Annotated in this window: 28 protein-coding genes and 1 pseudogene; 14 read left to right on the top strand and 15 right to left on the bottom strand. The window is 58.4% G+C overall.

Annotation, left to right across the window (positions count from 1 at the left end):
* Positions 1-145: 145 nt before the first annotated feature.
* Entirely contained in the window at positions 146-511 is a 366-nt protein-coding gene (gene secG / locus ACOERD_RS04640; RefSeq protein ID WP_170376300.1) for a preprotein translocase subunit SecG, read from the bottom strand.
* Positions 512-661: 150 nt separating this feature from the next.
* On the opposite strand from secG, the gene nthA reads away from it, so the two are divergent.
* From nthA to ACOERD_RS04615, 5 genes are all read left to right on the top strand, one after another.
* Complete coding sequence (gene nthA, locus ACOERD_RS04635) at positions 662-1276, top strand: nitrile hydratase subunit alpha (protein WP_170765706.1); 615 nt, start codon at positions 662-664, stop codon at positions 1274-1276.
* On the top strand, positions 1273-1950 hold the full coding sequence (gene nthB / locus ACOERD_RS04630) for a nitrile hydratase subunit beta (protein WP_419738200.1): 678 nt from the start codon (positions 1273-1275) through the stop codon (positions 1948-1950). Before nthA ends, nthB begins: the two co-directional genes overlap by 4 nt.
* Positions 1947-2276 (top strand): nitrile hydratase accessory protein, encoded by a 330-nt coding sequence (locus ACOERD_RS04625; protein ID WP_419738199.1) that lies wholly within the window; start codon positions 1947-1949, stop codon positions 2274-2276. Before nthB ends, ACOERD_RS04625 begins: the two co-directional genes overlap by 4 nt.
* A 219-nt stretch (positions 2277-2495) precedes the next feature.
* Positions 2496-3791, top strand: coding sequence for an adenylosuccinate synthase (locus ACOERD_RS04620; protein WP_419738198.1), 1296 nt, complete (start codon positions 2496-2498; stop codon positions 3789-3791).
* On the top strand, positions 3791-4033 hold the full coding sequence (locus ACOERD_RS04615) for a DUF2842 domain-containing protein (RefSeq protein ID WP_170642268.1): 243 nt from the start codon (positions 3791-3793) through the stop codon (positions 4031-4033). Before ACOERD_RS04620 ends, ACOERD_RS04615 begins: the two co-directional genes overlap by 1 nt.
* Before the next feature lie 151 nt (positions 4034-4184).
* Here ACOERD_RS04615 and ACOERD_RS04610 read toward each other — a convergent pair whose 3' ends face one another.
* Complete coding sequence (locus ACOERD_RS04610) at positions 4185-4745, bottom strand: GNAT family N-acetyltransferase (protein ID WP_170765697.1); 561 nt, start codon at positions 4743-4745, stop codon at positions 4185-4187.
* A 178-nt stretch (positions 4746-4923) separates the two neighbouring features.
* Positions 4924-6537 (bottom strand): hypothetical protein, encoded by a 1614-nt coding sequence (locus ACOERD_RS04605; RefSeq protein ID WP_419738197.1) that lies wholly within the window; start codon positions 6535-6537, stop codon positions 4924-4926.
* Between the two features lie 123 nt (positions 6538-6660).
* On the opposite strand from ACOERD_RS04605, the gene ACOERD_RS04600 reads away from it, so the two are divergent.
* On the top strand, positions 6661-7368 hold the full coding sequence (locus ACOERD_RS04600; RefSeq protein ID WP_419738196.1) for a thiamine diphosphokinase: 708 nt from the start codon (positions 6661-6663) through the stop codon (positions 7366-7368).
* On the opposite strand, the gene ACOERD_RS04595 is transcribed toward ACOERD_RS04600, so the two are convergent.
* From ACOERD_RS04595 to ACOERD_RS04580, 4 genes are read right to left on the bottom strand one after another with little or no spacing between them, the layout of a single operon-like run.
* Positions 7313-8227 carry a DMT family transporter gene (locus ACOERD_RS04595; protein ID WP_419738195.1) on the bottom strand — a complete coding sequence of 305 codons (915 nt, stop codon included), beginning with the start codon at positions 8225-8227 and terminating at the stop codon, positions 7313-7315. The genes ACOERD_RS04600 and ACOERD_RS04595 overlap by 56 nt on opposite strands.
* Positions 8228-8272: 45 nt before the next feature.
* The gene (locus tag ACOERD_RS04590; RefSeq protein WP_419738194.1) at positions 8273-8689 is read right to left on the bottom strand and encodes a GFA family protein; all 417 of its coding nucleotides are present in this window, start codon (positions 8687-8689) and stop codon (positions 8273-8275) included.
* Positions 8690-8710: 21 nt separating this feature from the next.
* On the bottom strand, positions 8711-10084 hold the full coding sequence (locus ACOERD_RS04585; RefSeq protein ID WP_419738193.1) for an L-serine ammonia-lyase: 1374 nt from the start codon (positions 10082-10084) through the stop codon (positions 8711-8713).
* Position 10085: 1 nt separating this feature from the next.
* Complete coding sequence (locus ACOERD_RS04580; RefSeq protein ID WP_419738350.1) at positions 10086-10787, bottom strand: glutathione S-transferase family protein; 702 nt, start codon at positions 10785-10787, stop codon at positions 10086-10088.
* Positions 10788-10956: 169 nt separating this feature from the next.
* Between ACOERD_RS04580 and rpiA the strand changes: the two genes are divergently transcribed.
* From rpiA to ACOERD_RS04550, 6 genes are all read left to right on the top strand, one after another.
* Complete coding sequence (gene rpiA, locus ACOERD_RS04575) at positions 10957-11745, top strand: ribose-5-phosphate isomerase RpiA (RefSeq protein WP_419738192.1); 789 nt, start codon at positions 10957-10959, stop codon at positions 11743-11745.
* Between the two features lie 124 nt (positions 11746-11869).
* Entirely contained in the window at positions 11870-13228 is a 1359-nt protein-coding gene (gene gor, locus ACOERD_RS04570) for a glutathione-disulfide reductase (protein ID WP_419738191.1), read from the top strand.
* Between the two features lie 72 nt (positions 13229-13300).
* Positions 13301-14446, top strand: a complete 1146-nt coding sequence (gene hflK, locus ACOERD_RS04565) for an FtsH protease activity modulator HflK (protein WP_419738190.1) — start codon at positions 13301-13303, stop codon at positions 14444-14446.
* Entirely contained in the window at positions 14446-15324 is an 879-nt protein-coding gene (gene hflC, locus ACOERD_RS04560) for a protease modulator HflC (RefSeq protein WP_170470136.1), read from the top strand. The genes hflK and hflC overlap by 1 nt, the downstream gene beginning before the upstream one ends.
* On the top strand, positions 15324-15518 hold the full coding sequence (locus ACOERD_RS04555) for a DUF2065 domain-containing protein (RefSeq protein ID WP_419738189.1): 195 nt from the start codon (positions 15324-15326) through the stop codon (positions 15516-15518). Before hflC ends, ACOERD_RS04555 begins: the two co-directional genes overlap by 1 nt.
* 185 nt (positions 15519-15703) lie before the next feature.
* Positions 15704-17140 carry a Do family serine endopeptidase gene (locus ACOERD_RS04550; RefSeq protein WP_419738349.1) on the top strand — a complete coding sequence of 479 codons (1437 nt, stop codon included), beginning with the start codon at positions 15704-15706 and terminating at the stop codon, positions 17138-17140.
* Between the two features lie 224 nt (positions 17141-17364).
* On the opposite strand, the gene ACOERD_RS04545 is transcribed toward ACOERD_RS04550, so the two are convergent.
* The 4 genes from ACOERD_RS04545 to ACOERD_RS04530 form a co-directional block, all read right to left on the bottom strand.
* Positions 17365-17922 (bottom strand): Crp/Fnr family transcriptional regulator, encoded by a 558-nt coding sequence (locus ACOERD_RS04545; protein ID WP_419738188.1) that lies wholly within the window; start codon positions 17920-17922, stop codon positions 17365-17367.
* Positions 17923-18111: 189 nt separating this feature from the next.
* Positions 18112-18843 (bottom strand): IS21-like element helper ATPase IstB, encoded by a 732-nt coding sequence (gene istB / locus ACOERD_RS04540; protein ID WP_419737606.1) that lies wholly within the window; start codon positions 18841-18843, stop codon positions 18112-18114.
* Complete coding sequence (gene istA / locus ACOERD_RS04535; RefSeq protein ID WP_419737605.1) at positions 18830-20338, bottom strand: IS21 family transposase; 1509 nt, start codon at positions 20336-20338, stop codon at positions 18830-18832. The genes istB and istA overlap by 14 nt, the downstream gene beginning before the upstream one ends.
* A 111-nt stretch (positions 20339-20449) precedes the next feature.
* A complete protein-coding gene (locus ACOERD_RS04530; RefSeq protein ID WP_419738187.1) occupies positions 20450-20578 on the bottom strand; it encodes a hypothetical protein in 129 nt (42 codons plus the stop codon).
* Between the two features lie 157 nt (positions 20579-20735).
* Here ACOERD_RS04530 and ACOERD_RS04525 point away from each other — a divergent pair, with 157 nt between their 5' ends.
* The gene (locus ACOERD_RS04525) at positions 20736-21917 is read left to right on the top strand and encodes an ISNCY family transposase (protein ID WP_419737631.1); all 1182 of its coding nucleotides are present in this window, start codon (positions 20736-20738) and stop codon (positions 21915-21917) included.
* Positions 21918-22107: 190 nt separating this feature from the next.
* Here ACOERD_RS04525 and ACOERD_RS04520 read toward each other — a convergent pair whose 3' ends face one another.
* The 4 genes and pseudogenes from ACOERD_RS04520 to ACOERD_RS04505 all read right to left on the bottom strand — a co-directional run bounded on the left by ACOERD_RS04520 (position 22108) and on the right by ACOERD_RS04505 (position 25537).
* On the bottom strand, positions 22108-22713 hold the full coding sequence (locus ACOERD_RS04520; RefSeq protein ID WP_170376332.1) for an inner membrane-spanning protein YciB: 606 nt from the start codon (positions 22711-22713) through the stop codon (positions 22108-22110).
* Between the two features lie 16 nt (positions 22714-22729).
* A pseudogene (locus ACOERD_RS04515) lies at positions 22730-23631 on the bottom strand (EamA family transporter).
* Positions 23632-23717: 86 nt separating this feature from the next.
* Positions 23718-24839 carry a signal recognition particle-docking protein FtsY gene (ftsY, locus tag ACOERD_RS04510; RefSeq protein WP_419738186.1) on the bottom strand — a complete coding sequence of 374 codons (1122 nt, stop codon included), beginning with the start codon at positions 24837-24839 and terminating at the stop codon, positions 23718-23720.
* Positions 24840-24898: 59 nt separating this feature from the next.
* On the bottom strand, positions 24899-25537 hold the full coding sequence (locus tag ACOERD_RS04505; protein ID WP_419738185.1) for a lysoplasmalogenase: 639 nt from the start codon (positions 25535-25537) through the stop codon (positions 24899-24901).
* 129 nt (positions 25538-25666) lie between these two features.
* Here ACOERD_RS04505 and ACOERD_RS04500 point away from each other — a divergent pair, with 129 nt between their 5' ends.
* On the top strand, positions 25667-26062 hold the full coding sequence (locus ACOERD_RS04500; protein ID WP_419738184.1) for a hypothetical protein: 396 nt from the start codon (positions 25667-25669) through the stop codon (positions 26060-26062).

The following is a 26062-nucleotide window of genomic DNA, read 5'->3' as shown; positions in this document are numbered from 1 at the left end:
TACGGCTCCCTCCGAATTGGGCCACCGCGCAATCAACTGAAGCGGACAATTGGCATGTTACCTACACCGGACAATTCAGAATGTTCTCGACAGAGAACCGCAAGATGCTGTTGCAGTTCTCTTTCAGGTTTCTAGGTTTTGTGGCTTAGTCGGCCTGCGGGATCAGCGGAGCGTTGTCGCCCTGTGCCGGAGGCAGCAGGTCATCTGCAGACGGAACTGCAGGTGCGCTTTCTTCAGTCGCGGCCGGAGCCGGAACGCCCAAACGGTCGATGACCGAGCTGCCCGAGGACTTCTGCGCTGCCAGAATCGTTAAGGTGATCGAGGTGACGATAAAGCAGGCAGCCAGGATCCATGTCACTTTGCCCAGGGCCGTTGCAGCTGCGCGGCCTGTCATGGCGCCGCCGCCACCGCCACCCATGCCAAGACCGCCGCCCTCGGACCGCTGCATCAAAACGACGGCGATCAGGCCCAAAGCCAGAAGAAGATGGATGATGAGAACGACGTTTTCCATGGTGGTCCTGTACAGCGTGGCGTGTATCGCGTGGTACTTATGCAAGTTTGGTTCTGGGGGCAAGTCACGAGTTGGCATCACAGTTGATGATGTTGCACATCACGCCAAAGGGACTGGACAGATCGGTCAAGCTTGGCGCACCCTGCGGCCATGCCTCATGATCATTCTGACCACCCGCACGCCTTGTTGCCCCCCGAACCCGCGCTGCGCGTCAAAGCGCTTGAAACGATTCTGACCCAGAAGGGGTTGATCGACCCGGCGGCGCTGGATGAAATCATCGACACGTACCAGAACAAGATCGGCCCGCAGAACGGCGCGCGCGTTGTCGCGAAGGCCTGGAGCGATCCTGCGTTCAAGGCCGCATTGCTTGAAGATGCAACGCCAGTCGTGGCCGAGCTTGGCTACTATGGTCGTCAGGGCGAACATATGGTGGTGGTCGAAAACACGCCGGAGCAGCACAACATGGTCGTTTGTACGCTGTGCAGTTGCTATCCGTGGCCGCTGCTTGGTATTCCTCCCGGCTGGTATAAATCGGACGCTTACCGCGCCCGCGCCGTGCGCGAGCCACGCAAGGTTCTGGCCGAGTTTGGTGTGACGCTGGCCGAGGACGCAGCTGTACGCGTCTGGGACTCCACGGCCGAGATTCGCTATCTTGTGTTGCCCATGCGTCCCGAGGGGACTGAAGGGTTGGGCGAAGAGGAACTCGCGGCTTTGGTCACGCGCGACAGCATGATCGGCACGGGCCTGCCCAAGGAGGCATCATGACGCGCGTTCACGATATGGGAGGGCGGTTTGGAGACGGCCCGATCAACCCGGAAGCTGAAGACGCTCCCATCTTTGCCGAAGACTGGCACGCGCGGGCCTTGGCCGTAACGCTGGCCTCGGGCTTTTTGGGGCAATGGAACATTGACACATCGCGCCACGCGCGTGAGCAGCTGTCGCCGAAGGACTACACCCGGTTTTCCTACTATGAGAAATGGATCTCTGGGCTGGCCGATCTGTTGGTCGCCAAAGGGGTGTTGAGCCTAGAAGACTTGCGCGGAGAAATCTTGGTCGAGGATCATCCACTGGCAGACCGAATGCTGAAAGCGCAAGCTGTGGCAGTTGCATTGTCCAAAGGCGGCCCTGCTGATCGCAATTCGAACATCGCAGCGCAATTCGAGGTCGGGCAGATGGTGAAAACAGCGCGACCCGCCGCGAACCGTTTGGTGGATGGTGGGCACACACGTTTGCCGAACTATGCCGCTGGGGCCAAAGGGCGGATCGTTCGCCTGCACGGAACGCATGTTCTACCCGATTCCAATGCCCACGGTTTGGGAGAGGCACCAGAACCTCTCTATGCCGTATCTTTCCTTGCGTCCGAGCTATGGGCCGATCCGGAACACCCCAAGGACGAAGTGGTGCTGGACCTTTGGCAATCTTATCTGGAGCCTGCATGAGCAACTGCATCACAGCCTCCGCGCCAGAGCCTGTGTTCTCAGAACCCTGGCATGCGCAGGTCTTTGCAGTCACCGTCGCGCTGAACGAGGCTGGGCGTTTTGACTGGTCCGACTGGGCCGCCCGGTTTTCGAACACGTTGAAGCGGAACGGTCTGAACAAAGAACTGGATGGCGGGGACGACTACTTCCACGCATGGCTTGAAACCCTTGAGGCCTTGTTGGCTGAACAAGGAGATGCCCGCTCAGATGAGGTCACCTTGCTGCAGGGCGCTTGGGAAAGGGCTTACATGACCACGCCGCATGGTAAACTGGTCCGTTTGCCGTAAAGCGAGTTGGGGGCGCTGCCCCCGCCGCCTTTGGCGACTCCCCCGAGATATTTTCGGCCAGATGAAGCAGGGGATCCGTTCTTCATCTGGCTAAAAATATCCCCGCCGGAGGCATTGCGCGCCGCGCGATTTTCAGATGCGGCGAAATATCGGTTTCCCTACCGTCTGAGCCTCGTTATATCAGCCGAGTTTGATATCTTTTCGCGAAAAGGACCGGATATGGCCAACGTGGTTGTTGTCGGCGCCCAATGGGGTGACGAAGGAAAAGGCAAGATCGTCGACTGGCTCAGCGAGCGAGCAGACGTGATCGCGCGTTTTCAGGGCGGGCACAATGCTGGCCACACTCTGGTCATTGATGGCGAGGTCTACAAACTGCACGCGTTGCCCTCGGGCGTTGTACGCGGCGGTAAGCTCAGCGTGATCGGCAATGGCGTGGTTCTGGACCCGTGGCATCTGGTCAAAGAAATCGCGACTGTGCGCGCTCAGGGCGTTGAGATCACGCCTAAGACGCTGATGATTGCCGAGAACACCCCTCTGATTCTGCCGATCCACGGCGAGCTGGACCGCGCGCGCGAGGAAGCCGCGAGCAAGGGAACCAAGATTGGTACCACGGGGCGCGGGATTGGCCCGGCTTATGAAGACAAGGTCGGACGCCGTTCGGTGCGTGTTGCCGATCTTGCCGATGAGGCGACCTTGGAAGCTCGTGTTGATCGTGCACTGCAGCACCACGACCCATTGCGCAAGGGTTTGGGTATTGAACCTGTCGACCGGGATGCTCTCTTGGCGCAACTGAAAGAAATTGCAGCGGAAATTCTGCCTTTTGCGGCTCCGGTCTGGAAGGTTCTCAACGAAAAGCGCAAGGCGGGCAAACGTATCCTGTTCGAAGGCGCGCAGGGTGCGCTGCTGGATATCGACTTTGGAACCTATCCTTTCGTGACGTCCTCAAACGTGATTGCCGGTCAAGCGGCGACAGGCGTGGGGATCGGGCCGGGCTCGATCGACTTCGTGCTGGGGATCGTCAAAGCCTACACCACCCGTGTAGGAGAGGGGCCGTTCCCGACCGAGCTCGAGGATGCTGATGGTCAGCGACTGGGCGAGCGTGGCCACGAATTCGGCACGACCACCGGTCGTCAGCGCCGCTGCGGCTGGTTCGATGCCTGTCTGGTGCGCCAGACCTGCGCGACGAGCGGTGTGAACGGGATCTCTCTCACCAAGTTGGATGTGTTGGACGGGTTCGAAACGCTCAAGATCTGCACCGGCTATGAGTTGGATGGCGACCGTCTGGACTATCTGCCGACCGCAGCCGATCAGCAGGCGCGCTGCACGCCCATCTACGAAGAGATGCCCGGTTGGAGCGAATCCACCGAAGGCGCGCGCAGCTGGGCGGATCTTCCCGCAAACGCGATCAAATATGTGCGCCGGGTCGAAGAGTTGATCGAATGCCCTGTGGCCTTGCTTTCCACCAGCCCGGAGCGGGACGACACCATTCTGGTGACCGACCCGTTTGCAGACTGATGTCTGACGACAAGACACCCGGGCTCAGCTACAAGGCGCGCAGGCGTTGGTCTCTGTTCATTCTGGTGATCGGCCTGCCTGTCTATATTGTCGCCGTAGTCACGGTGGTGAACTGGCTGGATCGTCCCCCGATCTGGCTGGAGTTGCTGGTTTACGTGGCGCTGGGCATTCTGTGGGCTTTGCCCTTCAAGTTCGTGTTTAAGGGCGTGGGGAAAGAGGACCCTGACCAAAAGCCCGACTGATCAGTATCTGTGATTGGATAACAGGCTCGCGTCATTTCCCTGCGCAACACCCAGACAGTGAGATGAGGGCAAGTCCGAAGTTTCAGCTTCGGGCTGTCCGCTTCTACGAGTGCCGTAGGTCGTCATAGGCGCTGCGCGTCTATGTCTGTTCTTAGCCGGTTCGTCGATCGTTTCCCGACCAACTTAGGATCGCTCGGGCCATGGCATGATACTCGCCCGAGATTTCTTCGGCGACACTGAAGGGGGTGGGCCAGGGCGCTGTCAGGGTCGCCTCGATCTGTCCTGTCGTCAGTTTAAGCTCGGCCTCGTGTTTTGCAGCCAGACGGCGCATTTTTTGATTGGTGGCAAGGCACAACATGTGGACTTCGCGAAATCCACGATTGCGGGCTGCAGTGACTATCCGCGACAGCAGTGCATCGCCGATCCCTAGGTCCTGCCAGACTGTTTCAACGGTAAAGGCCAGTTCGGCCACATGGTTGTGGCTGTCAGGAACAGCCCGCAACTCTCCGACACCACGCAGGCAGGAATCGGGGAATGCGCCAAATACCAGCGCAGAATTTTTGAATATGCCTGAGAGATAATTCTCAACAAAGGCCGGGCTGACCGGTACGCCAAATCGAGATGTCAGTGCTTCTGCATCGAGACTCTTGAAATGGCTTTCTATTTTGGGTTTGTCGAATGCTCTGAGGCGTCGAATAGGTAGTTCATACATGGCGGAGCCTTGATTTGAACACGAACTGAAAGATCTTTTACCTTTACTCAGACGATATCATTTTTCTGCAATGCAGCATAGCGACATCATGTCCGCATCGAGATTCCGTAGGGTAAGTGCAAAAAGAAAATGGGTCGAAGAAATCTCCGACCCACTCTAGATAGCGAAATAGAGGATATCAGCCTACGGCGCGTTCGCCTTCTGGGCGAAAACCGATGTCACTGGAAGCCGCAAAGCGCCCTCCGCCAGCTTTTTCGATTTTGCCGTCGCGCAGAAGCTGTCCGAAGGACTTCAGGCTTTCTTCGCGATTGAACTCATCCTGTTTCAGCGAGCGAACCTTGTTCATCAATTGCGGGCGCGAGAACTGTTCCTGCCCTTCGATGAAGGACAAATACGCCGCAGCCGCTTCGAGAAGGTCGGACAGAGACTGCGCGCCCTGATCCTGTGCAAATTGTGCAAAGCCGCTTTCTTCTGACGCGTCCTCAGACTGATCCGAGGTGACACGGCGGGGGGTCACCGGGCCTGTATCCGCGTTGGGCGCGTCAATACGCTGCTCGGCGACCAGCTTCAGAGGGGCCGCCATGTCTGCATCAGGGCGTTTGCTGGTGACCTGAACATCGTCTGGGCGGCGAGGGCTGACGACCGAGGCCAAATCGCCACGATACTCTTCATCAGTCGCGGCCTGCTTGGCCACATCTTCCGCCGAGGTTGCAGCAACGGCCGTACGCAGATGTGAATAGGCCTCACGCGTGCCGCTAGTGGCCGGGTCGTCCATCTGCTCATCTGCTTTTGCCATCAGGCGCGAGACATCCTGATCCAGATCCGAGGAAGCCGTGGTCGCTTGCGCATCCATTTCCTCTTCGATCTCGTCAATCTCGATGAACAGGCTTTCTTCATCCTCAGCGGTCAGAACACCTTGCTGGTCGTCTTCTGCTTCGTCTGCTGGGCTAAGGATATTCTCAACCTCATCGCCGTCATCGGTCGCCGTCTCGGTGTCTTCGTCGAAGATCACCTCGGGGGCCTCTTCTTCCTCTGAGTCTTTAAACTCGATTTGCATTGGGGTCTCATCTTGCAAATCGAGCGGCGCCGATTCCATGGCTGGCGCATCCGGCAGTTCCGGCGCGTATGCCTCTTCAACGGCTTCGACGGCAGGTGCCTCGGTAGGGGCCGGGGCCTGAGGGGCCAGATCTTCGGGGCTCAGCGAACCTGCTGCAAAGGCGGCTGAGACAGCGTCCATCGGCGCGGGGGCGTCGGCCGTTAGGGGGGCGACCTCTTCCTCGGCATAGTTGTCCGTATCCACATCCGAATGGGAAACTACCGCGCGGATGCGTTGCAGCTTGGCGGCCAAGCTATCGGGCGCCGGGTCCGCGTCGGCATCGACCGGCGCAGCTTCGGAAAAGAAAGATGCGGCGGTTTCTGTTTCAGCTGTCGCAGAGGGGGTCGGCTGGACAACATTCAGATCGGGCGATTGGGGCATGGCGTTATCCTGTGGCAGGGTCGCTTCAGGGGCGGGGGGCGTTTCAGTACGGGGGGGTGTTTCCGTGGCGCGCAGAAGCAGGCCGGTATCGCTTGGGCGCGCTTCTACCTTTTGCGCGTTGTCGCGCTGTGCAATCCGCGTCAGCATTTCGGCGTCAGGTGGCGGGGGTTCAGATCCAAAGTATCTGTCTTCTGCCGCAAGATCGCGGAAGTATTCGGCTATGGCTTTCATAGTCTCGAAAGAGTCGTCGAACCCTTCCAAAGTGCACGAGAAAGTCCCATAGGAAACGGTCAATACCTTGTTGTTCTGTACCATCAGACATGCGTCCTTTACAAACTAACTGAGCCGATCCGCCCGGACAGGGGCAACCCGATCGACTCGGAACTAACTGCATGAACCTATCATTTTGTGGTCTCAATGTGTCCAAATCCGGGAAAAATGATCAATCTTAGAAAAAATGGGGCAATTGTACGTTCAAATGGCCCAATCGGGTTGTTTGGAGGGGGGCAGATCGGCCCAGAAGACCTGAATTTGGTGCTGAATAGCGTCATAATTGCAGTCGCAGCAGACGGCGGAGCCTCGGTGCTGGTCGATTCGGGGCGGATTCCGGATGCCGTGATTGGTGATTTCGATTCGTTGTCCCCCGAAATCAGAGCTCGTATTCCCCAGGATCGCCTTTTTCCGATTGCGGAACAGGACAGCACGGATTTCGACAAGGCGCTGCGGAACGTAGAGGCCCCCTTGGTGTTGGGGGCAGGGTTTTTGGGCGACCGGCTGGACCATCAATTGGCGGTCTTGAACACTCTGGTCCGGTATCCGGACAAAGCTTGTATTCTGATCGGCGCGCATGAGGTTGTGTTCCACGTACCGCCAAGCATCGTGTTGGATCTGACACTGGGGGCGGTTGTTTCTCTCTTTCCTCTGAAACAAGTCACGGGGCGCAGCCGCGGGTTGGAGTGGCCGATCGAGGGACTTCAATTTGATCCGAGCGGGCAGGTAGGCACCTCGAACCGTGTCATTTCAAGGCTTGAGCTTCAGATGGACGGCCCGGGAATGTTGGTGATGTTGCCTCGTAGCGCTCTGGATCAGGTCATGCAGGCGTTTCTGTCGGGGCAGAGCGCGCCGTGGCCCTCTCACGCAGAATAACATAGAGCCCTGCGGCGATCGTGATCAGGATGCCAAGCGCAGCCAGACCGTTCGGCAGGTCGTGAAAGATCAGCCAGCCGATCAGGGTGGCGACGGGGATCTCAAGATACTGCATCGGTGCCAGCGTGGCCGAGGGCGCATAGCGCAGCGACCACGTCATCAGCAGATGAGCGACGGTGCCCAATATCCCGATGGACAGAAGCAGCCAGTGTTCGCTGCCCGAGGGGAGGGTGAATGACAGCTCCCAGATTTCGGACTGCGTTCCCCAGATTAGAAGGGGCAGTAGCAGGATCGTGGCAAACACGCCCGAGACAGCCTGCAGCGACATCGGGTCGGTCTCTTTGGCGATCTGGCGCGTGACCAGCATGAACAATGCAAAGACAACTGCGACGATCAGGGGCAAAAGCGCGGGTAGACCGACTTCGGCAAAGCTGGGCTGAATCACCAGAAGCGTTCCGGCGAAGCCGACGATACATGCTGCAAGGCGGCGGTGCCCGACCTCTTCGTTCAGTATGTATTTCCCGAGCAGCAGCATGATGAAGGGCATCACGAAGGCGATGGCGACCGCGTCCGCCAAGGGCAGGAATTGCAACGCCGAGAACATCGCGGTGATGCCCGCGATGTGCAAAAGCGTGCGGATCACGGTCAGCCGCAGAACACGGCCCCGCATGCGCCACGGCCTGCCGGTCATCGCGACCAAGGGCACAAGGATCGCCGCCTGAATGGCAAAACGCGCGAAAACCAACAGTGCCAGTGGCGTTGTTTCCCCCAAAAGCTTTGCCAGCGCATCCCCCATCGGGGCAAGCACGCAGAAACCAAGCATCAACACGATGCCGAATACGGGACGATCCTGAGTCATGGGCGCGACGCTAGCGGTTTCCCAAGGCCGAGAAAAGCTCTGTTCTCAAGCCTTCGGAAGGGGTTGAACCTTGGTGTAGTCCGGGCCGATGCATGTGGGCAAATCATCGCCCAGTTTCAGCCAGGTCAGCTTCTCTTCGTGTGACACATGAAGAGTTGGCTCTAAGGCTTCGGGGCTCTCTAGCGTCGCGACATAGAGGTGAAGAACGTCCGACATCTTGGTCGACCGAAATGAGATCGGTGTTCCGCAATGTGGGCAGAAGCTCCGCTCGACCCCAGGCGAAGAGTTGAAGTGCTTCGGTTCTTCTCCGGTCCAGCGCCATTCGCCGTCGCGCACCCCGAAATAGGTCGTCATAGGGGCGGCACACTGGCGGCGGCAACTGTCGCAATGACAGGAGACACAGGACAAGACCGGAGGATCAACTTCATACGCGACCTTGCCACACAAACAATGTCCTCGCATTTCGTTACCTCCTGTCTCACCTCAGCAGTTCGGGACGTTTACGGCCAAACCACCCAATGAGGTTTCCTTGTACTTCTCATGCATATCATGGCCGGTCTGACGCATGGTCTCGATCACCGCATCTAGGGGCACAAAATGCTGCCCATCTCCGCGCAAAGCAAGTGACGCGGCCGAAACCGCCTTGATCGCGCCAAGGCCGTTGCGCTCGATGCACGGCACCTGAACCAGCCCTGCAACCGGATCGCAGGTCATACCCAGATGATGCTCCAGCGCGATTTCGGCGGCGTTTTCCACCTGCTCGGGCGTGCCACCCATGACGGCGCAGAGACCAGCCGCGGCCATCGCTGAGGCGCTGCCCACTTCGGCCTGACATCCAGCCTCAGCCCCCGAGATCGAGGCGTTGAATTTCACCAGCCCCCCAATGGCGGCTGCGGTTAGAAGGAAATCCTCAATATGGCTTTCCGATGCGCCAGGCACGTGGTCGAGGTAATAACGCAGCACTGCAGGCAGAACGCCCGCCGCGCCGTTGGTTGGAGCGGTGACCACCTGGCCTCCGGCCGCGTTTTCTTCGTTCACGGCCATGGCATAGACGCTCATCCAATCGTTGATAGTGTGCGGCGCGGTCAGGTTCATGCCACGCTCGGCCATCAGTGCATCATAGATACCCTTGGCGCGGCGGCGCACGCTGAGGCCGCCGGGCAGGATGCCATCTGTGGTCAGACCACGCTCGATACAGTCGTTCATCACCTGCCACAGCCGGGCAGAGCCTTTGGCAAAGCTATCCGCGCAGCCACGTGCGATTTCGTTGGCACGCTTCATTTCGGCAATGGATTTGCCGCTGGACTTGGCCATCTCCAACATCTCGACAGCCGATTTGAAGGGGAAGGGCACTGGGGCGCCTTCGTCGGTGGCCTTGCCAGCGGCCAGTTCCTCTTCGGTCAGAACAAAGCCGCCGCCGATCGAGTAGAAAACCTGCCGCAGGATCACATCGCCCTGCGCGTCGGTTGCCATCAGGATCATACCGTTGGCGTGGCCGGGCAGATTGTGGTCGTAGTCAAAGACCAGATCGGTCTTGGGGTTGAAGGTCAGCGTCGGTAGCCCTTCGGGCGTTACCTTGTGCGTCTCAGCAATCGCGGCCAGCGCGGCCTCGGCCTTGTCGTTGTCATAGGTGTCCGGCACGAATCCGGCGAGGCCAAGGATGGTGGCGCGATCGGTGGCATGACCCACCCCGGTAAAGGCCAGCGAGCCGTGTAGTGAGCCGCGCAGCCCAGCAAATTCAAAAGGCGATGCGCGCATCATGTCCAGAAAACGTGCGGCGGCGACCATGGGACCCATGGTGTGAGATGAGGACGGGCCGATGCCCACTTTGAACATATCGAAGACAGAGAGGAACATGTCAGATAGCTGAGCCTTCAAGAGGGTTGGCATAGATGGGTGAGGTGAACGGCGTGGCCCCAAGACCTTCGGCGGCTATTGCCGTTCGCGTTGCGGGACGCATCTCTAGCTGTGTCAGGATGCGCTGAAGATAGGGCGTATCGGCCAGTTGGTACCAGCTGCGGTCCGCATTGGATGGGTAAAGCGCCATCCAACGCATCATGCACGCGATATAGTATGTCAGAACTGACGGCCGATCAGCGCTCAGCCATTCCGGTGCCTGCGCAGCGACCGCGTCCAGATTTTTAAGATGGGTGCGCAGCCTTGGACGTATCCCGGCCCGCAGGGTCTCGGCCTGTTCTGGGTCTATGTATTTCTCGGCATAGAACAGGATGCGCAGATCGGCATGGAGCGTGTTTGACGCGAAAAATAGCCATTTCAGAAAGGCGGCCCGGTCAGGGCTGGTCGACGCGGGTGCAAGTTGCCCATGGCTGTCGGCCAGCCACAGCAGAATGGCTGCGGTCTCGAATATCGGCCCCTGAGGAGTTTCGAGAACCGGGATCAGCCCGTTCGGGTTCAACGCTCGGTAGGCTGCACTGTCTTGCGCGTTCTGACTACGATCAACCAGCACGGTCTCATAGGGCTGGCTCATTTCGTCCAGTACCAGCCGGATCACCAGCGAGGCGTTATCAGGGGCATAGTGCAGGCGATAGGGCGTCATCATACGGACTAGATATACAGCAACCGAAACCTGAAAAGCCTTGTTTGCGACGTTTCCGATAGGAAACGCGCAATTGAGCGACATCTTTCGCATCCGGGCGACGTGAATTGGGTCTCGAAGTTGGGTGGAGCATTGCATATAAGTCTTGCAGACTATTTGGGGAAGACTGCCAATGACCGCGGATTTGTCGCCAATCGACACAGCCAAATACGTTGCGGCGTACCGCGCGGCTGACATGGTCAAAGACGGAATGCGGGTGGGGCTGGGCACCGGCTCGACCGCCGCCTGGCTTGTTCGCCGTTTGGGCGAGCGTGTCCAGCAAGAAGGCCTGCGTATCAAGGGCGTACCCACCTCAACCCGAACCGCGCAATTGGCGCGTGAAGTCGGGATCGAGGTCGTGTCGCTGGATCAAGCGGGGTGGCTGGACCTGACGATTGACGGCGCGGATGAGTTCGACGGTGATCTGAACCTGATCAAGGGCGGTGGCGGTGCGCATCTGCAGGAAAAAATCGTGGCAACGGCCAGCGACCAGATGGTGGTGATCGCTGATGCCGGGAAAGAGGTCGAAACGCTCGGCGCATTCCCGCTGCCGGTCGAGGTGATCCCATTTGGCTGGCAGACCACTCGAACGCTGATCGAAGAAGTTCTGGATACGATGGATGTGCTTGGCACCAATTCAGCCCTTCGCATGAATGGTGAGGCCCCATTTGTGACCGATGAGGGTAACCATATCCTCGACCTGCATCTGCAGCGGATCGGCAATGCCCGGCAGATGGCGCTGGTTTTGAACCAGGTGCCGGGTGTCGTCGAGAACGGGCTGTTCATAGATATCTGCGACAAGGTCGTTGTGGGCTACGGCGATGGTCGGGTCGAGTTGCGCGATATCAATGCCGGAACCGTTGAGTTGGACCAGTTCCTTGATGGCGCCAAGGACAACCTGTTTTCGGATTTTTCGGACTGAGTGGAAGGCGCCATCCCAAGGACGTGTTGGAATATACTGGAAATTTACGCCTTTGGGGGTTGGCAGGGCGGTTTTTGCGCCCAGATATCCAAAGAATTTTGCAAGCTGAATGAAGGAACCCAGCATGAGCTTTGACTATGACCTCTTCGTAATCGGCGGAGGCTCGGGTGGGGTCCGCGCGGCGCGCGTAGCGGCGGGCGAAAACGGTGCCAAAGTGGCTCTGGCGGAAGAGGATCGGTACGGCGGCACTTGCGTTATCCGCGGCTGCGTTCCAAAGAAACTTATGGTCTTCGCCAGCGAATATTCGGGTATGGTCGGTGACGCACAGGCTTATGGTTGGGACATTCAGCCCGGAGCGTTCAACTGGAACACCTTCCACGGCAAGCTGGTGACGGAACTGGATCGTTTGGAAGGTATTTACCGCAACATCCTGAAAAACAACGGTGTCGAGAGTTTCGATCAGCGCGCCAAAGTGGTCGACCCGCATACGGTTGAACTTGCCGATGGCACACGCAAAACTGCCAAACATATCCTGATTGCAACGGGTGGCCGTCCGGTTGTGCCGGACTTCCCCGGCTCGGATCTGGCGATCACCTCGAATGAAATCTTCCACCTTGAGAAGCTGCCCGAAAGCATCCTGATCGTCGGTGGCGGCTATATCGCCAGTGAATTTGCCGGGATCATGAACGGGCTGGGCGTCAAGACCACTCAGTTCTACCGCGGTGCGCAGATCCTGCGTGGCTTTGACGAAGAAGCGCGTGGCCTGATCTGTGAAGAGATGCGCCAGAACGGTATCGACGTGCGTCTGGGCACCAATGTGCTTGAGATGACGAAAGAGGGCGACAAGATTCGCGTCAAAGCCACCGACGGGACCGAGGATCCTTTCGACGTGGTCATGTATGCCACCGGGCGCACTCCGAACGCGGACAATCTGGGGCTAGAGGACGTGGGAGTCGCACGTGGCCGCAAGGGTGAGATCGTCGTGGATGAATACAGCCAGACCGGCGTGCCCTCGATCTATGCGATTGGTGATGTGACCGACCGCGTGAATCTGACCCCGGTTGCGATCCGCGAAGGCATGGCCTTTGTAGAGACCGTCTTCAAAGGCAACCCGACCCCAGTGGATCATGAGCTGATCCCGACCGCGATTTTCACCCAGCCCGAATTCGGAACCGTAGGCCTCAGCGAGGAAGAGGCGGCCGCGCAGGAACCGATTGAGGTCTATGCGACTTCGTTCAAGCCGATGCAGAAATCCTTTGCCGGTGGTACTCAGCGGGTTCTGATGAAGCTGATCGTTTCTCAGGCGACGCGCAAGGTGTTGGGTTGCCACATCGTGGCGCCTGGCGCGGGTGAGATGATCCAGCTGGCGGGCATTGCCGTCAAAATGGGCGCGACCAAGGAAGATTTCGACCGCACGGTTGCAGTTCACCCGGTCATGGCCGAAGAACTGGTGACAATGCGGCAACCTGTACGCACGGCTTGATTTGCAACTGCGCGCAACCAAGTTACAAGGAACACCGTGATCACACGGTCAAACACAAGGGAATAGACACATATGGCGGGCAACAGCGGTGGCCCCTGGGGGGGCGGAGGCTCTTCTGGTGGCGGAGGAAATCGGGGTAATAGCGGTGACGGGCGCAAGCCTCCCGAAGGGGAGAGCCCGCAGATCCCCGAGATCGATGAGCTGATGAAAAAAGGGCAAGAGCAGCTGCGCGTCCTCATGGGCGGTCGCGGCGGCGGCGGCCGTGGCAGCAACGGTTCAGGCGGTGGCGGCGGTGGCCCGATCTTTACCAAAGGCACCGTGGCAATTGGCGCATTGGTCGCGATCGGCCTCTGGGCTGCGGCCAGCTTTTACACCGTTAAGCCCGAAGAACAGTCGGTTGAACTGTTCCTTGGCGAATTCTCGGCTGTTGGAAATCCCGGTCTGAACTTTGCGCCATGGCCGTTTGTAACTGCCGAGGTCATTCCTGTTACGCGGGAACAGAACGAAGACATGGGCGGCGCTCGTGGCAGCGATGATGGTCTGATGCTGACCGGTGACGAAAACGTGGTCGATATCGACTATCAAGTCGTTTGGAATATCAACGACCCCGCCAAATTCCTCTTCAACCTGCGTGACCCCCGCCAAACGATTCAGGCGGTGTCGGAATCGGCGATGCGTGAGATTATTGCGCAAAGCGAACTTGCTCCGATCCTGAACAGAGATCGCGGCATTATCGCAGAACGTCTGCAAGAGCTGATTCAGGCGACAATGGACAGCTACGATTCGGGCGTGAACATCGTCCGCGTGAACTTCGACAAGGCTGACCCGCCTCAGGACGTGATTGCCGCGTTCCGTGACGTTCAGGCCGCTGCGCAGGAACGGGACCGTCTGCAGAACGTCGCGGATGCCTATGCTAACCGTGTTCTCGCGGAAGCGCGCGGTGAAGCTGCTCAGGTTCTGGAAGAGGCCGAAGCCTACCGCGCCCAACAGATCAATAGCGCTCAAGGTGAGGCCAGCCGTTTCAGCGCGGTTCTGGAGGAATACTCCAAAGCACCAGATGTGACCCGCAAGCGTCTGTATCTGGAGCGCATGGAGCAGGTTCTGGGTGACGTGGACAAGATCATCCTGGACGAAAACACCGGTGGCTCGGGGCAGGGCGTTGTGCCGTACCTGCCGTTGAACGAACTGCGTCGTACCCCTGCAGCGGAGAGCAACTGATGCGTAAAACGACATTTATCCTTCCCGTCGTCTTCCTCGCGATTGTCGGTGTTCTGTCCTCGATCTTCATCGTGGATGAGCGTGAACGCGCTCTGGTTCTGCAGTTTGGTCGCGTTGTTGCGGTCAAGGAAGAGCCCGGATTGGCGTTTAAAATCCCTCTGATTCAAGAGGTTGTGCGCTATGATGACCGCATCCTGTCGATCGATGTTCAACCGCTTGAAGTCACGCCTTTGGATGACCGCCGTCTGGTGGTTGACGCCTTCGCGCGTTACAGGATTTCGGATCTGGAGCAGTTCCGTCAGGCCGTTGGTGTTGGCGGTATTCCGGTGGCCGAGGACCGTCTGGACCGTATCCTTCGTGCGGAAACTCGGGAAGTTCTGGGTTCGGTCTCCTCGCGGGATATCCTCAGCTCTGACCGTGCGGCCCTCATGCTGCGGATCCGCAACAGCGCAATTGCGGAAGCGCGGGCGCTGGGCGTCAATGTCATCGACGTGCGCCTTAAAGCCACTGACCTGCCGCAGGCGAACCTTGAAGCGACCTTTGACCGGATGAAAGCCGAACGGGAACGTGAGGCGACCGACGAACGCGCCCGTGGTAACGAAGCTGCGCAGCGTGTCCGCGCGCAGGCCGACCGGACCGTGGTTGAACTGGTTTCGGACGCCAACCGCGAGGCCGAGATCATCCGCGGTGAGGCAGACGCCGAACGCAACGCGATCTTCGCTGAAGCGTTTGGACAAGACCCAGAGTTCTTTGAATTCTACCGTTCACTGTCAGCTTATGAACGCGCTTTGCAGGGCGGGAACAGCTCGATGGTCCTCAGCCCGGATTCGGAGTTCTTCAACTACCTGAAATCGCCCACCGGGCAGGCGACCCAGTAATGGGTATGATCCTTCTGGCCTTCGTGCTGGTGCTGATTGTCGAGGGGCTGGCCTACGCGCTGGCCCCTTCGCTTATTGAACGTATGTTAGAGGCGCTGCGCACGCTGCCGGAACAGGCGCGGCGTTTGGCAGGGCTGCTCTGTGTCGTCAGCGGTCTTGTGCTGCTTTGGGGCGCCTATCAGCTGGGGTTTTGACGCCCTGACCTCACTTGCCGGTGATTTCCCCGCGATCCTCAGTTGCGAGCGTGATCAAACCGACTACATTGGGTGGAAAGATAGTCTGCCTTAGGGCGGTCTGTAAGAGATTGACGACAAGGAGTTCCCAAGTGCAGGCACAAGCGCGCAGTATTTCCGTCCGGCGGGACGATGGTGTTGGTTTCATGCGACTGATGTGGCTGGCCTTCGGATCGATGGTTCTGATCGCAGCACAAACTGTTGCGGCGTATGCGCGTGGGGAAAGCCTTGCGCCGCTGGCGGAACAGATCAGCCCGGCGGTGGTCAATATCACCACATCGACCCTGATCGAAGGCCAGACCGGGCCGCAGGGGATCGTGCCCGAGGGCTCTCCGTTCGAAGATTTCTTCCGCGAGTTTCAGGATCGCAACGGCGACAATGGCGACCGCCCGCGCCGCAGCAACGCGTTGGGGTCGGGTTTCGTGATCTCGGAAGACGGCTTTATCGTCACCAATAACCACGTGATCGCCGAGGCCGATGAGATCCTGATCGAGTTCTTCCCTGGCGATGGTCAGCCCGTGAAGGAACTGCCTGCAAAGGTGATCGGCACGGATGAGAAAACCGATATCGCGCTGCTCAAGGTCGAGGCCTCTGGGCCTCTGCAATACGTTCAGTTCGGCGACAGCGACACGGCGCGTGTTGGCGACTGGGTGATTGCCATGGGAAACCCGCTAGGGCAGGGGTTCTCGGTGTCGGCGGGGATCGTCTCGGCCCGTAACCGCGCGCTGAGCGGGTCCTATGACGACTACATTCAGACCGATGCGGCGATCAACCGGGGTAACTCGGGTGGTCCTCTGTTCAACATGGATGGTCAGGTCATCGGCGTGAACACCGCGATTCTGTCGCCCAACGGCGGCTCGATCGGTATCGGTTTTTCGATGGCCTCCAATGTCGTAACCAAGGTCGTCGACCAGCTGCGTGAGTTCGGCGAAACTCGCCGGGGTTGGCTGGGCGTGCGCATTCAGGACGTGACCGAAGACATGGCCGAGGCGATGGGGCTGGATAAACCCGGCGGCGCACTGATCAGCGATGTGCCAGAGGGTCCCGCGAAAGAGGCTGGTCTGAAAGCAGGGGACGTGATCCTCAGCTTTGACGGGGTCGAGGTCGAAGACACGCGCGGTCTGGTGCGTCAGGTCGGCGAGACGACCGTAGGCAAATCGGTTCGTGTGGTCGTACATCGCGACGGTGGCACTCAGACTATTCTGGTCACACTCGGGCGCCGTGAGGATGCGGAGCGTGCCGAAATGAGTGAAGAAGACACTTCGGACGCGCCAAGTGATGAAAACGCCGACATTCTCGGCCTGACCATTGCACCGCTTACAGATACGCTGCGTGAAGACTTGGGCCTGGACGCTGAGGCGGACGGTCTGGTCGTGACCGAGGTTGATGAAGCCTCGGAGGCCTTTGCGAAAGGTCTGCGCTCAGGTGACCTGATCACCGAAGCCGGACAGCAGAAAGTCGAATCCATCAGCGACCTTGAGGCGCGTATTGAAGAAGCTACCGAAGCCGGGCGCAAATCGCTGCTGCTGCTGGTACGCCGTGGCGGCGACCCTCGTTTCGTCGCGCTGAGCCTTGAGAACTAAGCTCATCACATAGCTACCGAAAAGGGCCGGGGATTTCCCCGGCCTTTTTCATGTCCTTTTAGGCCCGGCAGAAAGAAAATAAGCCATATGCCTTTTGGGCATATGGCTTAGGTACAGGGAGAGATCAGTGGACAGATATCGGGGATGATTACTGACCTCCTACGGTAACAGGTTTACCCTAGGGCACTGTCTTCCGAGTCGTCTGTGAACAAGATCACAAAAGGTTAGATCAGGTCCGATTCAGCCAAAGCGCGCAAAGCTTCGATGTCGTGGATCAGCAATCCGCCCCGCGATGCCTCGACCACATTGTCCCGTTTCCAGATCGAAATGGTTTTCGAGACGGCCTCACGCGTGGCCCCAACGAATTCGGCCAATTCACTTTGCGACAGGGTAATGCGTTCGGTGGGATCGTCCTGCAGAGACGACAGGTGCAGCAGTTTGCGCGCCAGTCGAATCGGCATCGGCAGAAAGACCTGCTCGTTCAACTGTGAACTCATCGACCGCATCCGCAATCCAGCCAAACGGACCATATCAACCGCAAGATCGGGGTGCTGACGGATTTGCTCCATCACGTCCCTGCGACGCACGCGCAGAACCCGAGAAGGTTCAGCAGCCGCAACAGTGGCAGTGCGAGGGCCGCTGTCGAACAAGGCAATCTCACCGAAGACCTCGCCCGGACGCATGAGCGTCAGCGCTAGCTTTCGGCCGCTCATCGCCAGGAACGACACTTCGAGCGTCCCTTCGACGATGGCATAAAGTGCATCGCCTTCATCGTCTGTCAATCGGCATTGAATAATGACCCCCCATCGGCGTCCAAATTTGACCCCCCTTGGAGCTAAGAGGGGCGTTGAGGGGGTCGTGTTTAGGTTGATTCAGGAGGGGGTGGACAGCAGGTCAAACCGAAAAGAGAGCGTAGCTCGACTGAAGGTTTGACCTGCTGTCTGTTTTGAATTTATTCCCCGATTTCGAGGTTAGTCGCGGTGGTTAATTCGCCAGCTTTCGTTCCCGGTTTCGATGATATCGCAATGGTGTGTCAGTCGATCCAGGAGAGCAGTGGTCATTTTGGCATCTGTGAACACACTCGGCCATTCAGCAAATGCGAGGTTGGTTGTTAGCAGAATAGACGTTCGCTCGTACAGTTTGCTGATGAGATGGAAGAGTAATCGTCCACCAGACTCTGCGAACGGCAGATAACCGAGTTCGTCTATAATCACGAGGTCGACGCGGATCAGCTGCTCGCTGAGCCGCCCGGCGTTGCCTTCGCGATGTTCAGCCTCCAGCTTGTTCGCGAGATCCACAGCGCTGAAGAACCTGACCCGCCGGCGGTTATTGACCGCGTGGCCCCCGATCGCTGTTGCGAGATGCGTTTTGCCCGATCCGGTTCCACCGACCAGCACGCCATTCCTGGCCTGGTCCATAAAATCGCCGTCATGAAGATTGCGCACGACTTCCTCGTTGACGGGGCTGACCGTGAAGTCGAACTCAGGTAAGGACTTGCAGACCGGGAACTTTGCGGCACCCATCTGATACCGGATCGAGCGCGCAGTCTTTTCGGCCAGTTCGGCCGTGAGGAGTTCGGCCACGACCTGTTGGGGCCGCCAGTTGTTTTTGGCTGCGGCCTGCATCACTTCGTCAAAGCAGTTGACGATGCCTGGCAACTTCAGTTGACGGGCAAGTTCGAGAATTTCCTTACGCAGTTGCATGGGAGCCTCCAAGCCTGTCATAGCGAGCGCAATCCGCGATCGGTGCCATTTTCAGCTGCAGGTGGGCAGGCGGCTCAATCGCCTTTGGCGGCGGGGGATTGGTGCGCCGAGAGACAATGTTCAGGATCGCATCGGCCTTGCGCAGGCCAGATTTTAGAGCTTCTTCGCAGGCAGCCTCGACCACATCAATGTCGTGCTGGTAAGCAGCGAAAAGAATATCGGCAAGTTGCCGGTCTCCGTCGGATGTGCCCCGCAGATGGGTCCAGATCTGCGTCATTGCCGGTGGTAGGTCCCAGTCACGGAACGGTGCTCCATTGCGCAGAGCGCCAGGCTTGCGCTTGAGGACGGGCACATAGTGCCAAGGGTTGAAGATCGTTTTTCCTCGGCCGAAGCACCGTTCGTGCTCTCCGACAATCTCACCGTCTTGGCGCAGGACAATCCGCGTGGCGTAGACCTGCAACTGGACCTGACGTCCAACAGCTCTTGCCTCAACGCTGTATTTGTTTCTTTCGAAGTTGATCAGGCAGGTTCGGCTCACGGCGACCGTCTTTTCACGGAACCCGACGAAGGGCTTCTGCAGATGCGTCAGCAGCGGCTTTTCCTGCTGGAACTCCTCCCAGACCGTCACCTCCAGGTTTTCCGGATGCCGCAGTTCTTTTGCGCGTTTGATCGCGTCTTTTTGCAGCCGGGCATTCAATTCATCGAAGTCGGCCACCTCCAGACGCGGTGTAAAACTATAGGCGCGGCTCTCCTTGACCAGATTCTCAACCTGACCCTTCTCCCAACCGGCCGCGCGCGTACAGGCGATCGGGTTCACCAGATGATGAGAACACATCCGGGAGAATGCCTTGTTGAACTTTCTTTCCTTGCCCGACAGGATCGCATCGACGGCGGTCGTCATGTTATCGTAGATCCCGTTGATGCAGCCTCCACCAAAGAATTTGAAGGCCTCGTCGTGGGCATCAAAGACCATCTCCTGCGTCTCGCGCGGATAGGCAATGGAGAATGGCATGCGGCTATGGCAAAGTTTGAAATGGGCAACCTTCACGGTCGTGAGTGCACCGTCCATCAAAACCGTCTCCACACTCCAGTCGAACTGGTACGCCTCCCCAGGATCAAAGATCAGCGGGATGAACGCCTGCGCCTGTTGTCGGCCGTGCGCAATGCGCCAATTCTTTGTGTAGCGTCGAACACTGTCATACCCGCCGCCAAAACCATCATCGGAGAGTTCCTTCCAGATTTTGGTCATCCGCTTGCGGTGTTTCTTCGGAAGCGCCTCGTTCTCCTCAAGCGTTTCATCCAGACGCGCGCGCCAAGGCCCGAGCACCGGGTATGGCTGCGATTTGCGCTCATATTTGAACTCCGTCACTCCCGATCGGATTATCTTTCGAACCGTTGCACGGCTCAAATTGAGCGAACGGCAAATTTCCTTGATGCTCTTTTTTTCGATCAGGTGTAAGCGACGCACTTTTCTAATAGTTTCCACGCAAATCATCCCGCTTGCCTCTCCATCGACTGCTCAATGAAAAGGATGTCTACAACCATAGGGAGGGGTCAAATTTGGACGCCGATTTCCCCGCTTAGGGGGTCAAAATTGCACGCTTTTCTACACATCGTCCTGATCGAACAGGGTTTCGTTTTTATCCAAAGAGATTTCCGTCGCCAGCGCCGAGAGCATCTCGCGCAGGCCTTCGGATGCATCGGACAGGAAGCCGCTATTTGGGAATACCGCCATTCGGGTACTAATCTCCGGAGTAGGATGGTGAGTGGTTACTCAATTATTCACAGCAAGGTCAACAAGCCAAGTGGTTTCCTGTCGCTAACACGCGATATGTCCGGTGTATGTAACATGCGATCTGTCCGGTTCTATTCTGTCTCTGAGAGGAGGCGTTATGAACCGAGCAGAAGTGTTACAGGAAGTTCGACTGATGAAGTTTGAAGATGTGTATTCGCGGCGAAGCGCGAACAAGCTGACGCAAGAACAGGCGGCTGAGATACTGGGTGTATCCGTGCGCACCGTCAGGCGTTGGGAGGATCGATTTGAGGCGGATGGTGCAGAAGGTCTGTACGACCGTCGGCTTGGCAAACTGGCCAACAATCGTGTTGCCACGGATAAGGTCATGGAGATGCTTGAACTGTTTGATACCAAGTACTGGGATTACACGCCGAAGCATTTCCACGAGAAGCTGGTGGCCCACCATGGTTTCACACAGAGCTACAACTGGGTGCGGCTTACACTGCAGCGCCACGGCCGGGTTCAGGCAGCACCCCGACGAGGTGCCCATCGGCGCAAGCGGCCCCGCCGTCCGATGGTTGGCATGATGTTGCATCAGGACGGCTCCAGCCATGAATGGGTTCCGGGTCAGTGGTGGGATCTGATCGTCACCATGGACGATGCCACCAACCGGGTTTATTCGGCATTCTTTGTCGAGGAAGAAGGGACGATGAGCAGTTTTCAGGGGCTGACAGAGGTGATCGAGGCGCAAGGTCTGTTTTGCTCGCTCTATGCCGATCGGGGCTCTCATTACTGGCATACGCCCGAAGCGGGCGGCAAAGTGGACAAGGACAATCTGACCCAGGTCGGGCGCGCCTTGCAGCAACTCGGCATTGAGCTGATCCCGGCCTATTCACCGCAGGCCCGTGGACGGTCTGAACGCATGTTTGGCACGTTCCAGAACCGATTGCCGCAGGAACTGCGGTCCCATGGGATCACAACCATTGAAGAGGCCAATCAGTTCCTGAAAGAGGTCTATCTTCCCGAACACAATGCCCTGTTTGCAAAGGAGCCGGAGGATACGACCTCGGCCTTCGTGCCGTTTACAGGCAATGTGCGCGACACCCTGTGTGTGCAGGAAGACCGCGTCGTCGGCAACGACAATACGGTGCGCTACAAGGGCCTGGTCATGCAGATCGCGGCAGACAGGCACCGTCATCATTTCGTCAAGGCGAAGGTCAGGGTCCACGAATACCCCGATGGTCAACTGGTCATCTTCCACGGCCCGAGATGCATTGGCCGCTACCAGCCTGACGGATCACCCATCACACAGGAGGATAGCAAACACAAAGTCGCGTGACCCGCTTCGACGTGGCGCGAACGCGGTGGCCCAAATCTACGGTCGCCTACGGCTCCCTCCGAATTGGGCCACCGCGCAATCAACTGAAGCGGACAATTGGCATGTTACCTACACCGGACAATTCAGAATGTTCTCGACAGTGGTTTCCTTGGATGAGTGTCAAACTGATACTAAAGGGGCTTTGGGTCGACTATTGGCGATCGGGGTCTTCCAGATAGCTTTGCAGGCGGTGGAACTGGTACATCAGGAAGGCCATTAGCGCGATTGGAAAGGCGAAGGTTTCGATCTTGACCCACAGATCGGTGGACATCGTGCGCCAGACAATCTCATTGGCGATGGCCAGAACTGCAAAGCAGGCACAGAGGCGCCGCGTCAGGATCATCCAACCTTCGTGCTTCATCGGCAGCATCTCGTCTAGAACGTAGGCGAGGTAGGACTTGCCCTGCAACAACCCGATCCCGAGGATGACCGAGAAGAACCCGTAGACCAGCGTGGTTTTCATCTTGAAGAACCGCTCATCATTGAACCAGGCGGTCAGGCCACCAAAGAAGATCACCATAAAGGCGGTAAATATCTGCATCCGGCTGAGCTTGCCTGTCAGAAACCACAAGATGCCCATTGCCGCCAGCATCAGCGGGACAAAGAGGATGGTTGCGATAATGAAGCCTGAATACTCGATGCCGCCGATCAGAAAGCTGTCATCTCGCAGTCGCAGGTAGATAAAGAAGAAGGCCAGCGGGGGCCCCAACTCCAGCACCTGTTTCAGAAACGGGTTGATCTCTTTTTTGCCTGTCATCGTGGTGTCCTGCTGTTCATCCGCCCATTTCAACGATTACAGCGCCCAATGCAATCAGTGCCATCAGGGCGATGCGTCTTGGGCCAACGGTTTCTTTCAAAACAAGCCAGCCGATCAAGGCTGCAAATACAGTTGATGTTTCGCGCAGTACAGCGGCTTCTCCGACTTTGTCCAATCGGGTGGCCAGCATAATGGCTCCGAATGACAGTGGTGCGATCAAGCCGCCTGCGAGCCCGCGCAGCATCAGCGGACCTAGGGAAGGGCGGTTGATCATAGCGCGCCACCTGAGGAACGCGTAGATCGGCATGGCGAATCCGTCGATCATGAAGAACCAAGCCAGAAAGGTGAACGGATCGGCGGTGGCGCGGATGCCATAGGCGTCATAGGTCGTATAGAGCGCCACGAAGAGACCGGTGGCAATCGCCAGGGTGAGAGCGATGCCTAGAGTCTCACGATTGGTTTCCAGAAACCGGAAGTTATAGGCAGCCAGCCCGAAGATACCGGCCAAAAGGACGGCCACACCGAACCATTGCGTGGCTGTGAAGGTTTCTCCGAACAGAAGGTAGGCTCCGATCACGGTGAACAGCGGGCCGGTACCACGAACAACCGGGTAGACCACCGTGTAGGAGCCTTTGGTATAGGCCAAGGCCTGAAGGATCTTGTAGGTGATGTGGATCAGCCAGACGATGCCGAAGATGGGCCACATATAGGGTTCGGGCCACGGCACGACGAATAGAGCAAAGGGGATGGCCATCAGGCAATAGCAGGCGTCGATGGCCCCGCGGGACAGCCACGGATCGTGGCGCCCTTTTGCAGTGCTCCGAAGACTGCGTGCAGGAAGGCGGCCATCAACGCCAGGCCAAGGGCGAGGGTGTGGCCCGCTTCGGTGCCTTCGAGTGAGATCAGCCAGTCGCTCAATTGTCAGAACTTGTTTGGTGTGACGAGGCTGGGGGCCGTCTGCCCCCAGACCCCCGAGGATATTTTCAGCCAGATGAAGAGGCGGATCAGTTTTGGTCGAGACCTGTTAGCGCGGCCGCGAATTCTTCGGGGTCGAACGGGGCGAGGTCGTCTATTTGCTCTCCGACGCCGATGGCGTGGATGGGCAGGCCGAACTTGTCGGCAAGCGCGACCAGCACGCCGCCTTTGGCTGTGCCGTCCAGTTTGGTCATCACAAGGCCCGACACGTCGGCGAGTTTGCGGAAGGTTTCCACCTGGCTGAGGGCGTTCTGGCCCGTGGTCGCATCCAGCACAAGCAGCGTGTTGTGCGGCGCGGTCTCATCGACTTTGCGGATCACGCGGACGATCTTGGCCAGTTCCTCCATTAGGTCGGCACGATTTTGCAGGCGGCCTGCAGTGTCGATCATCAGAAGGTCGGCACCGTCCTGTTGCGCTTTGGTCAGGGCGTCAAAGGCAAGGCTAGCGGGGTCCGAGCCTTCGGGCGCGGTCAGAACCGGGACGCCAGCGCGGTCACCCCAGACCTGCAGTTGCTCCACGGCGGCGGCGCGAAAGGTATCTCCGGCGGCGATCACGACTTTCTTGCCAGCGGATTTGAACTGGCTGGCCAGTTTGCCGATGGTCGTGGTCTTGCCCGACCCGTTGACGCCTACCACCAGCACCACTTGCGGGCGTTTGGGGTAGATTGGCAGGGGGCGGGCGACCGGCTCCATCACGCGGGCCACTTCCTGCGCCAGCAGTTGCTTGATCTCTCGGGACGAGAGTTTACGGCCAAATCGCCCCTCGGCCATGTTCGAGGTAACGCGCAGGGCGGTGTCGACGCCCATATCCGAGGCGATCAGCAACTCCTCGAGCTGTTCCAGCATATCGTCATCCAGCGTCCGGCGGATTTCGGCCTTGGTTTCCGTGCGGCTGAACAGGCGACCCAGCAATCCGCTGGATGCGGTCTGATTTTCTTGCAAAGTCTCTGGTAGCGGCGCAGCTTCCTGCGGCTGCGGCTGCGGCTGCGGCTGCGGCTGCGGCTGCGGCTGCGGGGCGGGTTCGGGCGTATGCGCCACCGGCTCTGGTGCGGTGGCTTCTTCGCCTCCGTCTTCGACAATGGCGTCCAGCCCTTCCTCAAGACGAGATGAGGATTTGAACAGCTTGTCCTTCAGCTTTGAAAAAAACGCCATTTTCGGTCTCCGCAGGTGTTCCCCTCCACCTAATGTGGATTTGCCTGAGTTGCAAAGGGTCAGGTGAAAGCGATCAGCAATCCAGCCTGCGCAGCCCAATAAAGCGGCCAGACCAGATAGGGCGTCAGCTTCAGTGTTGGGTGGTCTTGGAGCAGCAGAAACTTCTCGGTCGCAAGCACGAGGTCCGATGCGATGAAGGCCAGTGCTGCAGGCAAGGCCCAACGCAGCATTCCGGTCTCGGGCAAAGATAGAACTGCGACGCCCATGCCGAGGATGATCGGGATGTACATCAGAACCGGGAGTTTTAGCTCTCCAGCGCGCGGGGCTAGCAAAGTGGCGGCAACGATCCCCAGAATGAGAAGCGACCAGAAATATCCCGGCCGTTCCAGAATGAGGTCAAAGTTGCTGCCAGGGTGCGTCAGGAACAATGCGATATAAGCGATATGCCCCGCGGCGAACGCGCCGATACCCGCGATGAAGGTGGTGTCGGACTCTCGAGACAGCAGAGCATCCCCAACCGAGCAGAGGCCGAAGGCGACAACGAGCAAGGTCGCGCCTCCGCTGAGGAGGGCGACGAGGGCCAGCACAGCAACCGACGCGGTTTTCAGAACCGTGCGGAGTATGCCTGCCGGGCGCGAGGACAGCGGCAAATAGGCCAAGGCGCAAGCGGCGGCGAGCCAGAATAGCAGGTATGTCACATCGGTCCCCTTTGTCGTGTTCGGGACCACTGTTCTTTGCGGTGGCACGCGGCACAATAATGACGTGGGGGCAGGCGAATACCGGCGTGGTGATTGGCCATGCCCGCCCGCATCTGACACTATGGCCTAATGTTGAGGCATCTTGTGATTCTATTGGCGCTGTCGGCGCAGACGGCGGACGCGCAAACGGCGCTGTCCGGCGCCGAGTTCGACGAGTACACGCAGGGCAAAACCCTGTTTTATGGCTTTGAAGGGCAGGTTTACGGAGTCGAGCGGTATCTGCCCAATCGCCGGGTGATCTGGTCGTTTTTGGATGGCCAGTGCAAAGAAGGCGTATGGTACCAGCGTGAGGATCAGATCTGTTTCGTCTACGAGGACCGGTTGGACCCGCAATGCTGGGTATTCACCCGCTCGGGCGGTGGGCTAATCGCACAGTTCGAAGGCGACCCACAGGCCACTGAACTCTATGAGGCGGAAGACCTCGGGGAAGAGATGGTGTGCCTGGGTCCCGAGGTCGGAGTTTAA

Origin of the sequence: Ruegeria sp. (assembly GCF_965199275.1) — a bacterium.
Classification (GTDB): domain Bacteria; phylum Pseudomonadota; class Alphaproteobacteria; order Rhodobacterales; family Rhodobacteraceae; genus Ruegeria.
The sequence above is the reverse complement of the archived record's forward strand: the minus strand, read 5'-3'. Positions and strand labels throughout refer to the sequence as shown.

Bases quoted from the DNA above. Each gene is read 5' to 3' on its own strand.
- secG (WP_170376300.1), bottom strand. From the start codon at position 511: ATGGAAAACGTCGTTCTCATCATCCATCTTCTTCTGGCTTTGGGCCTG.
- nthA (WP_170765706.1), top strand. From the start codon at position 662: ATGCCTCATGATCATTCTGACCACCCGCACGCCTTGTTGCCCCCCGAA.
- nthB (WP_419738200.1), top strand. From the start codon at position 1,273: ATGACGCGCGTTCACGATATGGGAGGGCGGTTTGGAGACGGCCCGATC.
- ACOERD_RS04625 (WP_419738199.1), top strand. From the start codon at position 1,947: ATGAGCAACTGCATCACAGCCTCCGCGCCAGAGCCTGTGTTCTCAGAA.
- ACOERD_RS04620 (WP_419738198.1), top strand. From the start codon at position 2,496: ATGGCCAACGTGGTTGTTGTCGGCGCCCAATGGGGTGACGAAGGAAAA.
- ACOERD_RS04615 (WP_170642268.1), top strand. From the start codon at position 3,791: ATGTCTGACGACAAGACACCCGGGCTCAGCTACAAGGCGCGCAGGCGT.
- ACOERD_RS04610 (WP_170765697.1), bottom strand. From the start codon at position 4,745: ATGTATGAACTACCTATTCGACGCCTCAGAGCATTCGACAAACCCAAA.
- ACOERD_RS04605 (WP_419738197.1), bottom strand. From the start codon at position 6,537: ATGGTACAGAACAACAAGGTATTGACCGTTTCCTATGGGACTTTCTCG.
- ACOERD_RS04600 (WP_419738196.1), top strand. From the start codon at position 6,661: ATGATCAATCTTAGAAAAAATGGGGCAATTGTACGTTCAAATGGCCCA.
- ACOERD_RS04595 (WP_419738195.1), bottom strand. From the start codon at position 8,227: ATGACTCAGGATCGTCCCGTATTCGGCATCGTGTTGATGCTTGGTTTC.
- ACOERD_RS04590 (WP_419738194.1), bottom strand. From the start codon at position 8,689: ATGCGAGGACATTGTTTGTGTGGCAAGGTCGCGTATGAAGTTGATCCT.
- ACOERD_RS04585 (WP_419738193.1), bottom strand. From the start codon at position 10,084: ATGTTCCTCTCTGTCTTCGATATGTTCAAAGTGGGCATCGGCCCGTCC.
- ACOERD_RS04580 (WP_419738350.1), bottom strand. From the start codon at position 10,787: ATGATGACGCCCTATCGCCTGCACTATGCCCCTGATAACGCCTCGCTG.
- rpiA (WP_419738192.1), top strand. From the start codon at position 10,957: ATGACCGCGGATTTGTCGCCAATCGACACAGCCAAATACGTTGCGGCG.
- gor (WP_419738191.1), top strand. From the start codon at position 11,870: ATGAGCTTTGACTATGACCTCTTCGTAATCGGCGGAGGCTCGGGTGGG.
- hflK (WP_419738190.1), top strand. From the start codon at position 13,301: ATGGCGGGCAACAGCGGTGGCCCCTGGGGGGGCGGAGGCTCTTCTGGT.
- hflC (WP_170470136.1), top strand. From the start codon at position 14,446: ATGCGTAAAACGACATTTATCCTTCCCGTCGTCTTCCTCGCGATTGTC.
- ACOERD_RS04555 (WP_419738189.1), top strand. From the start codon at position 15,324: ATGGGTATGATCCTTCTGGCCTTCGTGCTGGTGCTGATTGTCGAGGGG.
- ACOERD_RS04550 (WP_419738349.1), top strand. From the start codon at position 15,704: ATGCGACTGATGTGGCTGGCCTTCGGATCGATGGTTCTGATCGCAGCA.
- istB (WP_419737606.1), bottom strand. From the start codon at position 18,843: ATGCAACTGCGTAAGGAAATTCTCGAACTTGCCCGTCAACTGAAGTTG.
- istA (WP_419737605.1), bottom strand. From the start codon at position 20,338: ATGATTTGCGTGGAAACTATTAGAAAAGTGCGTCGCTTACACCTGATC.
- ACOERD_RS04530 (WP_419738187.1), bottom strand. From the start codon at position 20,578: ATGGCGGTATTCCCAAATAGCGGCTTCCTGTCCGATGCATCCGAAGGC.
- ACOERD_RS04525 (WP_419737631.1), top strand. From the start codon at position 20,736: ATGAACCGAGCAGAAGTGTTACAGGAAGTTCGACTGATGAAGTTTGAA.
- ACOERD_RS04520 (WP_170376332.1), bottom strand. From the start codon at position 22,713: ATGACAGGCAAAAAAGAGATCAACCCGTTTCTGAAACAGGTGCTGGAG.
- ftsY (WP_419738186.1), bottom strand. From the start codon at position 24,839: ATGGCGTTTTTTTCAAAGCTGAAGGACAAGCTGTTCAAATCCTCATCT.
- ACOERD_RS04500 (WP_419738184.1), top strand. From the start codon at position 25,667: ATGTTGAGGCATCTTGTGATTCTATTGGCGCTGTCGGCGCAGACGGCG.